At 68.6% G+C, this 13,646-nt stretch carries 12 protein-coding genes and 1 pseudogene; 9 read left to right on the top strand and 4 right to left on the bottom strand.

Translation table 11 applies throughout. From position 1 onward, the window contains the following. Positions 1-19 precede the first annotated feature (19 nt). On the bottom strand, positions 20-1,744 hold the full coding sequence (locus H5J31_RS37815; RefSeq protein WP_236005636.1) for a thioredoxin domain-containing protein: 1,725 nt from the start codon (positions 1,742-1,744) through the stop codon (positions 20-22). Between the two features lie 63 nt (positions 1,745-1,807). Here H5J31_RS37815 and H5J31_RS37820 point away from each other — a divergent pair, with 63 nt between their 5' ends. After that, the gene (locus H5J31_RS37820; RefSeq protein WP_181777465.1) at positions 1,808-3,175 is read left to right on the top strand and encodes a 3' terminal RNA ribose 2'-O-methyltransferase Hen1; all 1,368 of its coding nucleotides are present in this window, start codon (positions 1,808-1,810) and stop codon (positions 3,173-3,175) included. Beyond that, positions 3,172-5,664: a polynucleotide kinase-phosphatase gene (locus H5J31_RS37825; protein ID WP_181777466.1), complete on the top strand. Its 2,493-nt coding sequence runs from the start codon at positions 3,172-3,174 to the stop codon at positions 5,662-5,664. Before H5J31_RS37820 ends, H5J31_RS37825 begins: the two co-directional genes overlap by 4 nt. A gap of 72 nt (positions 5,665-5,736) precedes the next feature. On the opposite strand, the gene H5J31_RS37830 is transcribed toward H5J31_RS37825, so the two are convergent. Next, on the bottom strand, positions 5,737-6,087 hold the full coding sequence (locus tag H5J31_RS37830) for a hypothetical protein (protein WP_181777475.1): 351 nt from the start codon (positions 6,085-6,087) through the stop codon (positions 5,737-5,739). 37 nt (positions 6,088-6,124) lie between these two features. Further along, positions 6,125-7,024: a mycothiol conjugate amidase Mca gene (gene mca, locus H5J31_RS37835; RefSeq protein ID WP_181777467.1), complete on the bottom strand. Its 900-nt coding sequence runs from the start codon at positions 7,022-7,024 to the stop codon at positions 6,125-6,127. A 145-nt stretch (positions 7,025-7,169) separates the two neighbouring features. Here mca and H5J31_RS37840 point away from each other — a divergent pair, with 145 nt between their 5' ends. From H5J31_RS37840 to H5J31_RS37850, 3 genes are all read left to right on the top strand, one after another. Continuing rightward, complete coding sequence (locus H5J31_RS37840) at positions 7,170-7,625, top strand: DUF4307 domain-containing protein (RefSeq protein WP_181777468.1); 456 nt, start codon at positions 7,170-7,172, stop codon at positions 7,623-7,625. Between the two features lie 200 nt (positions 7,626-7,825). Continuing rightward, complete coding sequence (greA, locus tag H5J31_RS37845; RefSeq protein WP_181777469.1) at positions 7,826-8,326, top strand: transcription elongation factor GreA; 501 nt, start codon at positions 7,826-7,828, stop codon at positions 8,324-8,326. An 81-nt stretch (positions 8,327-8,407) separates the two neighbouring features. After that, a complete protein-coding gene (locus H5J31_RS37850; RefSeq protein WP_181777470.1) occupies positions 8,408-9,211 on the top strand; it encodes an MBL fold metallo-hydrolase in 804 nt (267 codons plus the stop codon). A 78-nt stretch (positions 9,212-9,289) separates the two neighbouring features. Here the strand turns inward: H5J31_RS37850 and H5J31_RS37855 are convergent, their stop codons facing one another. Further along, positions 9,290-9,763, bottom strand: coding sequence for an Lrp/AsnC family transcriptional regulator (locus tag H5J31_RS37855; RefSeq protein ID WP_181777471.1), 474 nt, complete (start codon positions 9,761-9,763; stop codon positions 9,290-9,292). Positions 9,764-9,884: 121 nt separating this feature from the next. Between H5J31_RS37855 and hppD the strand changes: the two genes are divergently transcribed. From hppD to H5J31_RS37875, 4 genes and pseudogenes are all read left to right on the top strand, one after another. After that, on the top strand, positions 9,885-11,084 hold the full coding sequence (gene hppD / locus H5J31_RS37860) for a 4-hydroxyphenylpyruvate dioxygenase (protein WP_181777472.1): 1,200 nt from the start codon (positions 9,885-9,887) through the stop codon (positions 11,082-11,084). Positions 11,085-11,323: 239 nt separating this feature from the next. Then, on the top strand, positions 11,324-11,878 hold the full coding sequence (locus H5J31_RS37865; protein WP_181777473.1) for a YbaB/EbfC family nucleoid-associated protein: 555 nt from the start codon (positions 11,324-11,326) through the stop codon (positions 11,876-11,878). Positions 11,879-11,911: 33 nt separating this feature from the next. Beyond that, positions 11,912-12,226 carry a type VII secretion target gene (locus tag H5J31_RS37870; protein ID WP_181777474.1) on the top strand — a complete coding sequence of 105 codons (315 nt, stop codon included), beginning with the start codon at positions 11,912-11,914 and terminating at the stop codon, positions 12,224-12,226. Continuing rightward, positions 12,226-13,646, top strand: a pseudogene (locus H5J31_RS37875) (hypothetical protein); the annotation flags it as partial. The gene H5J31_RS37870 and the pseudogene H5J31_RS37875, both read left to right, overlap by 1 nt.

Below are 13,646 nucleotides of genomic sequence, written 5' to 3' on the forward strand. Positions count from 1 at the left end.
AGCGATGAGCGGAACTAACTCAGGAGGCGAGGAAGTAGATGACGATACCGATCAGCGCCTGCTCGGCCGCCTCCCGGTACCGTCCCACCTGGTCGTGCCCGGCCAGCACGGACGCGGTCAGCAGCGCGTTCGCCAGCGACGACGCGCCGGACGGGCTCGCGTTGTCGGTCGGGTCGGAAGGACGCTGCACCAGGACTTCCGCGTCGTCCGCCGTGTCGTAGTAGGCGCCCGCCGAGTCCGGGATGCCGAAGTGGGCCAGAGCGAGGTCCAGCAAGGTGATCGCGTCGGCGAGCCACCGCGGCTCGCCGGTGGCCTGGTGGAGTTCGAGCAGCCCTTCGGCGAGGCAGGAGTAGTCCTCCAGCACACCGGCCGTCGTGCCGACGACGCCGTCGCGCGAGGTCCGGCGCAGCCGTCCGTCCACGAAATGGACGTCCATCAGGAAGGCGGCCGCGCGCGCCGCCGCGTCGATCCACTGTGGACGATCGAGCCTGGACCCCGCCTTGGCGAGCGCGCCGATCGCGAGCCCGTTCCAGGCCGCGATGACCTTGTCGTCCCGGGCGGGCTGCGGACGTCCGTCGCGTGCCGCCAGCAGAGCACGGCGGACCCGTTCGTAGCGTTCACCCTCCGACGGATGCGGTTCGCGCAGCCGAAGCGTCGACGCGCCGTGCTCGAAGTTGCCGCTCTCGGTCACCTGGAACAGCTCGGCCGCCCAGGCACCGTCCTCCTCGCCCAGCACCTCGGCGAGCTGCGCGGGGGTCCACACATAAGTGAGTCCCTCGACGCCCTCGGTGTCCGCGTCGAGGGACGCGGCGAATCCGCCTTCGGCCGTCCCGAGGTCGCGGATCAGGAAGTCGGCGGTCTCTTCGACCGTCCGCCGCACGTAGCCGAGACCGGTCGCGCCGTGGAACTGCGCGTAGAAGCGCAGGAGCAAACCGTTGTCGTACAACATCTTCTCGAAATGCGGCACTTCCCAGCGCGCGTCGACCGAATAGCGTGCGAACCCACCCGCGAGCTGGTCGTTGAGCCCGCCGAGCGCCATCGCCTCGGCGGAATGCTTCACCGGGGCGAGAACGTCTTCGGCGCCCGTCCGCTCGTAATGGCGGAGCAGGAAGTTCAACGCCATCGTCGGCGGGAACTTCGGCGCTCCCCCGAATCCGCCGAACTCCTGATCGTATTCCTTGCGCAGCAGCGCGACGGCGGCGTCCAGCGCCTCACCGTCCACAACGGCCTCGGGCAGCGGGCCGCTCTTCTCCGTGAGGTGCGCGACGATCTGCTGGGCACCCGAACGCAGTTCCTCCGGGCGCTCGCCCCAGGCTTCGGCGACCGCGACCAGCAACTGCGAGAACGACGGCATCCCCGGCCGCGGCGACGGCGGATAGTAAGTACCGCAATGGAACGGCTCGCCTTCCGGGGTCAGGAAACACGTCATCGGCCAGCCGCCCTGGCCGGTCATCGCCTGTGTCGCGGCCATGTACACCGCGTCGATGTCCGGGCGCTCCTCGCGGTCCACCTTGATGTTGACGAAGTTCGCGTTCATCAGCGTCGCGGTGGCTTCGTCCTCGAAGGACTCGTGCGCCATGACGTGGCACCAGTGACAGGCCGCGTAGCCGACAGAAAGCAGGATCGGCACGTTCCGCCGCTTCGCCTCGGCCAGCGCTTCAGCACCCCACGGCCACCAATCCACCGGGTTCTCGGCGTGCTGCAGCAGGTACGGACTGGTCGCGGCCTTCAGGCGGTTCGACATGTCTTCAGGGTCGCACGCCGAAAACCACGCGCGCACGACGGCCGACTGCGCGACACTCGCACGGTGCTGCTGACCATGACGACCACCCGGACCCCGGCCACCGACCTGGGCTTTCTCCTGCACAAACATCCGGAGAAGGCGCAGTCGTTCACGCTCTCGGCCGGGACGGCGCACGTCTTCTACCCCGAGGCGTCCGAGGAGCGCTGCACGGTCGCGCTGCTGGCCGAGATCGATCCGATCGGTCTCGTCCGCAACGGCGCGACGTCGTTGACGCAGTACGTCAACGACCGGCCGTACGCGGGCGGCTCGTATCTGGCGGTGGCGCTGCGGGCGGTGTTCACCTCGGCGCTATCCGGCCGGTGCGCGAACCGGCCGGAGCTGGTCGACGTGCCGTTCCCGCTGGAGATCCGCGTGCCTTCGCTGACCGCGCGCGGCGGCGCCGCCGTCGTGCACAAGTTGTTCGCGCCGCTCGGCTGGCAGGTCGAAGCGAAGGCCATCCCACTCGACCCGGAATTCCCGCAGTGGGGCGATTCGCGGTACGTCGACCTCCGGCTGACCGGGACTCAGCGAATCGTCGACGCGTTGCGGCACCTGTATGTCCTGCTGCCCGCGCTCGACGGCGACAAGCACTACTGGGTCGGCCAGGACGAGGCCGACAAGCTGCTGCGCGCCGGCGAGGGCTGGCTGGCCGACCACCCGGAACGGGACCTGATCACCAACCGGTACCTCGAACGGCGTCGCCCGATCGTCTCGTACGCGCTCGCTCGACTGGCCGAGGCCGACGACGTTCCGGCCGAAGCCGAGGCGCGGGTCACCGAGCTGCCCGACCGGCCCGAACCACTGGCCGTGCAGCGTCACGGCAGCGTGCTCGCGGCTCTTCGCGCGGCGGGTGCGCGACGCGTGCTCGACCTCGGTTGCGGTGGTGGCGCCTTGCTGCGCGTGCTCCAGAAGGAACCGTCGTTCACGGAGATCGTCGGTGTCGATGTGTCCGCGAGCGCTTTGGACATCGCCGACAAGCGGCTGAAGGACAAATCGCGGGTCACGCTGCGACAGTCCGCCCTGACCTACGCGGACCCGTCGCTGGCCGGGTACGACGCGGCGGTGCTGATGGAGGTGATCGAGCACGTCGACGAGGAGCGCCTGCCCGCGCTGGAGCACGCCGTCTTCGGCGTCGCCGCACCGAGGACGGTGCTCGTCACGACGCCGAACGCCGAGTACAACCAGCACTTCGAATTCCTCGAAGAGGGCCGGTTCCGGCACGCCGATCACCGTTTCGAATGGACACGCGAACAGTTCCGTTCGTGGGCGGACGGCGTGGCCTCACGACGCGGCTACGACGTCCGCCACCTGCCCGTAGGACCCGAGTCCCAAGATTCAGGACCGCCGACCCAAATGGCGGTCTTCACGTCTCGAAAGGAGGCCGTGGCATGAAACTGACCATTCCCGACATGTCCCTCGTCGTGCTCGTCGGGGCCTCCGGCTCCGGCAAGTCGACCTTCGCGCGGACGCATTTCGCGCCGACGCAGGTCCTGTCCAGCGACTACTTCCGCGGTCTGGTGGCCGACGACGAGAACGACCAGAGCGCGTCGGCCGCCGCTTTCGACGTACTTCACTACGTCGCGGCGAAGCGGCTCGAAGCCGGCCGCGTCACCGTGATCGACGCGACGAACGTCCAGCGTGCTTCGCGGGCGAGCCTGCTGAAGCTGGCGAAGGAGCACGACGTCCTTCCGACGGCGATCGTGCTGGATCTGCCACTGAAGGTCTGCCAGGAACGCAACGAGTCCCGGCCGGACCGCGACTTCGGCGAACACGTCGTCCGGCGACAGCGCGGCGAACTGCACCGATCGCTGAAGTCGTTGGAGCGTGAGGGTTTCCGCCGCGTCCACGTGCTGCGCAGCGTTGCCGAGATCGCCGAAGCGGAGATCGTCGTCGAGCCGCTGCGCAACGACCGCCGCGAACTGACCGGGCCGTTCGACGTGATCGGCGACGTCCACGGCTGCGGTGAGGAACTGGAGGAACTGCTCACCGAATTGGGTTACGTCGAGGGCGTGCACCCCGAAGGCCGCACCGCGGTGTTCGTCGGCGACCTCGTCGATCGCGGCCCCGACACCCCGGGCGTCCTGCGTCGCGCGATGGCGATGGCCGAGGCGGGCAACGCGCTCGTCGTCTGCGGGAACCACGAGCAGAAGCTGGTACGCGCGCTGAACGGGCGCAAGGTCCAGGTGACGCACGGGCTCGCGGAGTCCCTGGAGCAGCTTTCGGCGCAGGACGAGGATTTCCGCGCGAAGGCGCGCGCCTTCTGCGAAGGCCTCATCGCGCACTACGTCCTCGACGGCGGGAAGCTCGTCGTCGCGCACGCCGGGCTGCCCGAGAAGTACCACGGACGCGCGTCCGGACGCGTGCGGAGCACCGCGCTGTACGGCGACACCACCGGCGAGACCGACGAGTACGGCCTGCCGGTGCGGTTGCCGTGGGCGCGTGACTACCGCGGCAGCGCGATGGTCCTCTATGGACACACGCCGACGCTGGAACCGGAGTGGGTCAACGGGACCATGTGCCTCGACACCGGCGCCGTCTTCGGCGGCAAGCTGACCGCCTTGCGGTATCCGGAGCGGGAAGTCGTTTCGGTGAAGGCGAAGCAGGTTTGGTATGAGCCGACGCGTCCGCTCGAACCGGAACGGCCGCTCGGCGGACGCGAACCGGCGGTGCTGGAACTGGGCGACGTCACGGGGAAGCGGATCATCCAGACGGCGCACCACGGCCGCGTCGGGGTTTCGGCCGAGCAGTCCGCGGCCGCGCTGGAGGTGATGAGCCGCTTCGCCGTCGACCCGCGCTGGCTGCCGTATCTGCCGCCGACGATGGCGCCGTGTTCGACGTCCACCTCGGACGACTACCTCGAACACCCCGAGGAGGCGTTCGCCGAGTTCCGCGCGGCGGGGGTCCAATCCGTTGTGTGCGAAGAGAAGCACATGGGTTCGCGAGCGGTCGTACTCGTCTGCCGTGACGACGGCGTGGCACCCGCGCGCTTCGGGATCAGCGGCGCCGGAGCGGTGTACACCCGCACCGGGCGGCCGTTCTTCACCCCCGAACAGAACGCGCAGTTGCTCGCCGGAGTGCGGGAAGCCGCGTCAGACCTCTTCGAGGAGCTGAACACCGGATGGCTGCTGCTCGACGCGGAATTGCTGCCGTGGAGCGCGAAGGCGGGTTCACTGATCTCGGGCCAGTACGCGGCCGTGGGTGCCGCGGCGCAGTCGGTGCTCCCGGCCGCCGTCGCGTCGCTGGAAGCGACCGCCGCACGCGGGATCGACGTGTCCGGGCTGCTCACGCGGACCCGGACCCGCGAGTCCACTGTGGACGCATACCGGCAGGCCTACCGGCGCTACTGCTGGCCGACCGACGGCCTCGACGGCGTCCGGCTCGCGCCGTTCCAGGTGCTGGCGTCGGCGGGCCGGACGTACCACGACCGGCCGCACGCCTGGCACCTCGCGCAGCTCGACCGGCTCACCGGCGACCTCTTCACGCGGACACGGACCCTGACCGTCGACACGACGGACCCGGAGTCGGTGGCACGGGGCGTCGAATGGTGGCTGGAGCTGACCGGCGCGGGCGGCGAGGGCATGGTCGTCAAACCGGCGGCGAACCTCACGCGCGGGGCGCGCGGGCTGGTGCAGCCGGGAGTGAAGGTGCGCGGGCGGGAGTACCTGCGGATCATCTACGGGCCGGACTACACGCTGCCGGAGAACCTCGAGCGGCTTCGCAAACGGGGTCTGAACCGGAAGCGGGCGCTGGCGCTGCGCGAGTACGCGCTGGGGCTTGAGGCACTGGAGCGGCTGGCGCGCGGGGAACCGCTCTGGCGGGTGCACGAGTGCGTCTTCGCCGTCCTGGCGCTGGAGTCGGATCCGGTCGACCCACGCCTCTGACGCGCTTCGCAGATGCTATGAACGGCCCGTTACTGGCAAAATTTGCCAGTAACGGGCCGTTCATAGCATCTGTCAGTCGGACTTGGCGGCCGGCTTCTCCGCCTTCGCGGCAGGAGCGGGAGCTGGGTGCTCCTCGACGGGCTTCTCGGCCGAAGCCTCGTCGGAGGAAGAGGCCCCCTCCGGCGCAGAAGAAGCGGCGGGCTCGTCGAAGCTCTCCGGAAGCCGCTTCAGGTGCTTGGTCATCGAGCGCACCAGCAGCGCGACGGCGATCAGGAACAGGATCAGGATCAGGAACCCGACCGGGGAGGACTTGCCGAAGTCCTCACCCTGGCCGCCGTTGTCGCCGTTGCCGGGCTGTTGTGCCAGGAACTGCGACGTCGCCGTCACCGGAACGACGGCGAACGCCGGCACCACAACTGAAATCATTCCGCCTCCGAGGGAAAGCATGTGTCGGCGGGCATCAGTCCACCTTCTCCTTGATACCGGCGAACAGATCGTCCTCCGGCAGGGTGCTGTCCACCAGCGAGCGGACCAGCTCGTACTCCTCGGTCGGCCAGACCTCGCGCTGCAGGTCGCGAGGGACGGCGAACCAGCGGCTGTTCGGGTCGATCTGGGTGGCGTGCGCCTTGAGGGCCTCGTCACGCTGTTCGAAGTAGTCGCCGCATTCGACGCGGGTGGTGACCCGCTCCATGATGTCGGCCTTCTCCGGATCCCAGGACTTGAGCCACTCCTCGTACGGCGACTCCAGGCCGCGGGCGATCAGCGCCTCGTGGAAGATCGTCATCCTGGCGCGGGAGAACCCGTGCACGTAGTACAGCTTCTGCGGCTGCCACGGCTCGCCGGCGTCCGGGTAGCTCGCCGAGTCTCCGGCGGCGTCGAAGGCCGCGACCGAGATCTCGTGCGTGCGGATGTGGTCGGGGTGCGGGTATCCGCCGTTCTCGTCGTAGGTGACGATCACGTGCGGGCGGAACTCGCGGATGACCTTCACCAGCGCGCGGGTGGACTCTTCGAGGGGGATGACCGCGAACGAGCCCTCCGGCAGCGGCGGCAGCGGGTCGCCCTCGGGCAGGCCCGAGTCGATGAACCCGAGCCAGGTGTGTTCCACACCGAGGATCTTGGCCGCGCGGGCCATCTCCTCCCGGCGGATCTCGGTCATGTTGGCCAGCACGTCGGGACGGTCCATGGCCGGGTTCAGCACACTGCCCGCTTCGCCGCCGGTACAGGTCACGACGATGACTTCGTGCCCTTCCGCGACATACCTGGCCAGCGTGGCCGCGCCCTTGCTCGACTCGTCGTCGGGGTGCGCGTGCACCGCCATCAGGCGGAGGCGTGACTTCGGCGGTTCATCGGCTCGCACCATGCTCCGAACGTCCCCTTCTCGTTCCGTATTCCCTGCGACCCTGCCTGTCGGCCCGCGCGACCCGGCGCGGATACTCGAGCAGGAACCACTCGCATACGACTCCATTGTCCCTGCGAGCACGACGACACCAACCGGGAGGCCCGGGTTGAGCACGGGACAGGATGCTCCCACCGCGGAAAGTACCCGGACGGACCTGCCCGAGGGCCGGTACGGCAAGACCCGCGCGGCGCGGCCCAACCGCTGGCGACGTCTGGTGTTCGGCGTGATCGCGCTGCTGTTCAGCGGTGGTATCGCCTACGTCATGTACACGAACTTCGGCGCCGCCCCCATCGACGGCGAGCGCGTCTCGTTCGCTGAGAAACCCGGCGACGCGATGGAGATCACGATCAACGTGACCAGGGACGACGTGAACCGTCCCGGAGTGTGCGTGGTCCGGGTCCGGGACAAGGCCGGTGCCGAGAGCGGCCGTAAAGAGGTCTTGATTCAGCCCGGTTCGAAGAACAGCAGGGTGACGACCACCATCAAGAGCATCGGAAGGCCGGTCACGGCTGATATCTTCGGGTGCTCGTACGACGTACCACGGTACTTGTCAAGGCCATAGCGGCCAACGGGGTGAAACGGGCGCCCAACGCCGGGGCGCGACCGAATTCGACCGGCGGCGATGCCTCGCGCCGTGTTACTCTGATCTACCGGCACGGCCCAAGACGGGCCGTGTTTTTCCTTTATCTCAGCCGGGTCGGCACGCCATGCCGATCCGGCGGCCGGCTTGTACACCCAAGCCTGGCAGGCCCCTACGAGGAGATGGTGACCGTGAGCGACACAAAGGTGACCTGGCTGACCCAGGATGCCTACGACAGGCTCAAGCAGGAACTCGACCACTACATCGAGCTCCGCCCGGTCATCGCTGCGAAGATCAACGACAGCCGGGAAGAGGGCGACCTCAAGGAGAACGGCGGCTACCACGCCGCCCGCGAAGAGCAGGGTCAGCACGAAGCCCGCATTCGCCACCTCCAGGAGCTCCTCCGCTCGGCCAAGGTGGGCGAGCCGCCCGCCAACGACGGCAGCGCCGGGCCTGGCAAGGTTCTCACCGTCCGCTACGACGGCGACGACACCGACGAGAAGTTCCTCTTGGCGACCCGCGAAGAAGGCACCGAGGGTGACCTCGACGTCTACTCCCCGGAGTCCCCGCTCGGCAAGGCGCTGCTCGGCGCCAAGGAGGGCGAGACCCGGGAGTACGAGCTGCCCAACGGCAGCATCCAGAAGGTCACGCTCGTCAAGGCCGTGCCCTACAGCGGTAAGTGAGCCTCCGCGCGCCCGGCCCGATATGGCCGGGCGCGCATATGAGCCGTTAGCGTGGCCCCCGGAGAAATCTGGAGGGACATGATGAGCGAGCTACCGATCTGCGTCGCCTGTGGCATGCAGTACGCGGAACCCAGGTCCGACTGCCCGATCTGCGACGACGAACGCCAGTACGTACCGCAGTCTGGTCAGCAGTGGACCGACCTGAACACCGTGCGCGCGAGCGGGACGTACACCGCACGCATCGAGGAGCAGGGACCCGGCCTCATCGGGGTCGGGTCCACTCCCAACTTCGCCATCGGCGAGCGGGCCCTGCTGGTCAAGGCCGAATCCGGCAACTTCCTGTGGGACTGCGCGGGTTACCTCGACGACGACCTCGTCGCCCAGGTCCGCGACCTCGGCGGGATCACCGGCATCGCGATCAGCCACCCGCACTACTACACCACGATGGTCGACTGGGCCCACGCCTTCGACGTGCCCGTGTACCTGCACGAGGGCGACCAGCAGTGGATCGGCAGGCCGGATCCGGCGATCAAACTGTGGAGCGGCGTGAGCCTGGACATCGCCCCCGACCTGCGGCTGCTCAACCTCGGCGTGCACTTCGCCGGCGGCACCGTGCTGCACTGGCCGGGCGGGGAGAACGGCCGCGGCGCGCTGCTCTCGGGCGACATCCTGCAGGTCATCCCGGACCGGCGGTTCGTCGGCATGATGTACAGCTACCCGAACCTGATCCCGGAACGCCCGGAGGTCGTCCGGCGCGCGGCCGAGCTGCTCGAACCGTACGAGTTCGAGGCGATCTACGGCGCCTGGTGGGACGCGATCATCCGCACCGACGGGCACGAAGCCGTCCAGCGGTCGGCCAAGCGCTACCTGGGCCAGGTCCTTTAGCCGGTCGCGAGTGGCTTGCCGGGTCATCGGCCGGCTCCGTGCCGCCCGCAAGTCCTCCCCCGGTGAAGACTGTGCGGCTCAGCTCCGTGCCAGCCGTTCCAGCAGCGGCCGTACGCGCGGCGGAACCGGCGTCGACAACGCGATCGACGTCGAGGTCCGCCGCACGTACGGCGCACCGACCACTTCGTCGACCACGCGCTGCAGGTCGTCGTTGTTGCGCGCGACCATCCGCACGAAGAGGTCGCCCTGGCCGGTCGTCGCGTAGACCTCGCACACCTCGTCAATCGCCGAAAGGGCCTCCGCGACCTCGGCCCGGCGGCCCTGCGCGATTTCGAGGACGGCGAACGCGGTGAGGCCGTAGCCCATCGCCGCGAGGTCGAGCTCGGGCGGGAACCCGCCGAGGATCCCGCGTTCGGTCAGCCGGTCCAGCCGGGCCTGCACGGTGCCCCGCGCGACGCCGAGACGGCGGGCGCATTCGAGCACGCCGAGCCGGGGCGAGTCGGTGAGCAAGAGCAACAGCCGCGCGTCCAGTGCGTCGAGCACGTCCGGCACAGTCGCCACCTCCTACGCAGGTTGTCCACTATGACGGCGTCACCCGCGCCGCCGCTGGACATAGTGTGCAGCAAAATTCTTGACCATTGCACATTTTGTCCCGCGCTCGGATGCTTCTGTCATGACGCACACAGTGGAACCCCAAGGTGCTCTTGACGACGTGAGCTACGACCAGCTGCGTCAGCTCGTCGGGCTCGTCGACCACGACTCTTCGACCGACCCCTTCCCGGTGAAGTCGATGGACGCGGTGGTGTTCATCGCGGGCAACGCCACGCAGACCGCGTGGTTCTACCAGGTCGCGTTCGGCATGCAGCTCATCGCGTACTCCGGCCCCGAGACCGGCAACTTCGAGCGCAAGTCGTTCGTGCTGAAGTCGGGCTCGGCCCGCTTCGTGATCACCGGGGGCGTCAAGCCCGACTCCGAACTGCTCGACCACCACCGCCGTCACGGCGACGGCGTCATCGACCTCGCCCTCGAGGTCGCCGACGTCGACAAGTGCATCGCCCACGCCCGTGAGCAGGGCGCCACCGTCCTCGAAGAGCCGCACGACGTCTCCGACGAGCACGGCACCGTCCGCATCGCCGCGATCGCGACCTACGGCGAGACCCGCCACACGCTGATCGACCGGTCGAAGTACACCGGTATCTACCTGCCCGGCTACGAGCCGCGCGAGAGCAAGATCGTCCGTCCCGAGGGTGCGCCGAAGCGGCTGTTCCAGGCCGTCGACCACTGCGTCGGCAACGTCGAGCTCGGCAAGATGGACTACTGGGTCGACTGGTACCACCGCGTCATGGGCTTCGTGAACATGGCGGAGTTCGTCGGCGACGACATCGCGACCGAGTACTCGGCGCTGATGAGCAAGGTGGTCTCCAACGGCAACCACCGCGTCAAGTTCCCCCTGAACGAGCCGGCGATCGCGAAGAAGAAGTCGCAGATCGACGAGTACCTCGAGTTCTACGGCGGCGCGGGCTGCCAGCACATCGCACTGGCCACCAACGACATCGTCACCACGGTGAAGGCGATGCGCGCGGCCGGCGTCGAGTTCCTCGACACCCCGGACTCCTACTACGACGACCCGGAGCTGCGCGCGCGGATCGGCGAGGTGCGGGTGCCGATCGAGAAGCTGAAGGAGCACCGCATCCTGGTCGACCGCGACGAGGACGGCTACCTGCTGCAGATCTTCACCAAGCCGATCGGCGACCGCCCGACGGTGTTCTACGAGCTCATCGAGCGGCACGGCTCGCTCGGCTTCGGAAAGGGCAACTTCAAGGCCCTGTTCGAGGCCATCGAGCGCGAGCAGGAGCGCCGAGGCAATCTCTGACGGCGAGGCGCCATAGCCGCGGCCGCGGCACCCTCTGACCCCGGCAGTACGCAAGGCGTGAAAGGGCTCTTCATCGCACTTTGTGCGGTGAAGAGCCCTTTCGCTACGTGAGCGGCCCGACTTTGTCGGCGCGGGGTGGTACACCGGATGAGCACTAAACTTCGAGCGCACCCGGAACCGAAGGCGCCTTCGGACCGTCAGTGTGAAGACGTCAGCACGCAGCATGTGGAAGGGCCCTGATGCCGGACAACGTCGACGCCAGCGAACAGATGGTGGACAACTGGACGAAGCAGATCCAGGAGACCGCCGCGCGCTATCAGGCGATGGCCGCGCGGATGCAGGGGCAGACCGTGACCGAGCGGTCGAAGGACAACACCATCGAGGTCACCATCGACTCGAAGGGCCTGCTCACCAACCTGGTCATCGCCGAAGCCGCGAGCGGCAAGCGGATGGCAGAGGTCTCTTCGCAGGTCATGCGGCTCGTCCAGCTCGCGCAGTCGCGGATCCCGGAACTGCTGCAACAGGCGATGGCCGAAACGGTCGGCACGACCGACGAGACGGCGAGCCGGGTGATCGCGGAAGCACAGAGCACCTTCCCCGAAGCACCGCCGGAGGAGGAGCTCGCCCCGCCGGAGCCCGAGCGGCACCACCGCTTCGGCCCGGAGGAGGAAGAGCCCACGCCGCCGGCCGCGTCGTCAGCCCCTTCCGCACCGCCACAGCCGAAGCCGATCCCGCGCCGCCGCCGCACGCAGGACGACGATGACGACGAATTCGGCGGCAGCATCCTTTCTTAGAAGTTCATCCGGCCTGGTAGAGGGGAGAAAACCATGGCAGGCAAGGGTTACGAGCTCGGCGCCGACCTCGACTCGCACGCCAAGCAGATCGACGGCATCGCCGACGGCCTGCGTTCGGCGGTCGACGCCGCGCAGCAGGTGAGCATGCCGACCGACGCGTACGGCATCATCTGCCAGCCGTTCCGGATGATGCTCGACCCGGTCGAGGAGTTCGGCATCAACGCGCTGAACAAGGCCGTCGAAGCCGCGACGACGGTGGCGAACAATGTGCGGTCCGCGTCCAACGCCTACCAGGCGCAGGACGAGAACTTCGCCGCCGAGTTCAAGAACGCGCAGGTGCCTGACTGATGCCCGAGGGGAATCCGCTCGTCGCGAAGGCGCCGACGGACGGCGACGGACCAGGGCCGCTGACGGCCGGGAACAGCGAATACGGCTACGCGGCGGGTATCGGCGTCGCCGAGTCGGCCATGGACGCCTTCAACGGCATCTCGAACGGCGACTGGGTCGGCGGCGGGCTCGGGGTGCTGAGCCTCGCGGGCGAGATCGCCAGCGCCGCGATCGACCCGTTCGGCTATCTGATGTCGTCGGTGGCGTCGTTCCTGATGGAGCACATGCAGCCGCTGAAGGACATGCTCGACGCGGTCGCCGGTGACCCGCCGGTGATCCAGTCGTACTCCGAGACCTGGGGCAACGTCGCCAAGAAACTGGAAGACACCCAGGTCGAATTCTCGAACCAGGTCAAGAACGGCACCGCGGGCTGGACCGGCGAGGCCGCCGACCAGTACCGCAAGCAGGCCGCGGAGCAGGCGGAGGCGATCAGCGGGGCGGCGACGGTCGCCGGCGGGATCAGCACCGTCGTGATGATCTTCGGCGAGATCGTCGCGTTCGTCCGCGAGTTCATCCGCCAGCTGATCGCGGACGCGGTCGGCAAGCTCATCGCGTGGGTCATGGAGACGGTGTTCTCCCTCGGCTTCGGCACGCCCATCGTGGTCGCGCAGGCCGTCACCGCGATCGCCAAGTGGGCCGCGAAGATCGCCGACAAGCTCAAGGAACTGTGCGACGCGATGCGGCGGGTCTCGCCGCTGCTCGGCAAGCTGGTCGACGTCTTCGAGAAGATCATCAAGATCTTCGGCAAGATCGCCGGGAAGGTCACCGGGCTCGACGCGCTCAACCCCAAGAACATCAAGGCCGGCGGGTTCGTCCAGCGGGGCGACCGCGGCGGTGGTTCCGGCGGACCCGACGGCGGCGGCACGGGCTCCGGGGACGGTCCGGACGGCGACGGGTCCGGCAGCGGTTCGGGCGACGGCGACTCGGGTGGTTCCGGCTCCGACGGGAATTCCGGCGACTCCAACGGGTCGAACGGCTCCGACGGCGACTCGGGTTCCGGCTCGAACGGCTCCGACGGGAATTCCGGCGATTCCGGCTCCGGTGGTGACTCCCCGTCGAGCACCAACGGCGGCGACGGCGGCGGCTCACCGTCCACAAGGGACACCAGCGGCTCGTCGACCCGTTCCGACAGCGGCTCCCCGAGTCGCACCGGAGACAGTGGTTCACCGTCCACTTCGGACGGAGACCTCGGCAACGCCCCCGACGGCGGCGGTTCGTCACCGCGCTCCGACGGCAGGTCTCCCGGTAACACCGGCGATGGCGGCTCCCCCAGTGCCGCCCGCTCCGACACCGGCGGCTCCGCCCCGCACACTCGTTCCGACGGCGGATCTCCCGGTAACACCGGCGATTCCGGTGCTCCGAACCGCGCACCCGACGGCGG

It is taken from the genome of Amycolatopsis pittospori (assembly GCF_013870525.1).
Lineage (GTDB): Bacteria > Actinomycetota > Actinomycetes > Mycobacteriales > Pseudonocardiaceae > Amycolatopsis > Amycolatopsis pittospori.

Excerpts from the sequence above, each read along its gene's own strand:
- H5J31_RS37815 (WP_236005636.1), bottom strand. The coding sequence starts at position 1,744 with ATGTCGAACCGCCTGAAGGCCGCGACCAGTCCGTACCTGCTGCAGCAC.
- H5J31_RS37825 (WP_181777466.1), top strand. The coding sequence starts at position 3,172 with ATGAAACTGACCATTCCCGACATGTCCCTCGTCGTGCTCGTCGGGGCC.
- mca (WP_181777467.1), bottom strand. The coding sequence starts at position 7,024 with ATGGTGCGAGCCGATGAACCGCCGAAGTCACGCCTCCGCCTGATGGCG.
- greA (WP_181777469.1), top strand. The coding sequence starts at position 7,826 with ATGGTGACCGTGAGCGACACAAAGGTGACCTGGCTGACCCAGGATGCC.
- H5J31_RS37850 (WP_181777470.1), top strand. The coding sequence starts at position 8,408 with ATGAGCGAGCTACCGATCTGCGTCGCCTGTGGCATGCAGTACGCGGAA.
- hppD (WP_181777472.1), top strand. The coding sequence starts at position 9,885 with ATGACGCACACAGTGGAACCCCAAGGTGCTCTTGACGACGTGAGCTAC.
- H5J31_RS37865 (WP_181777473.1), top strand. The coding sequence starts at position 11,324 with ATGCCGGACAACGTCGACGCCAGCGAACAGATGGTGGACAACTGGACG.
- H5J31_RS37870 (WP_181777474.1), top strand. The coding sequence starts at position 11,912 with ATGGCAGGCAAGGGTTACGAGCTCGGCGCCGACCTCGACTCGCACGCC.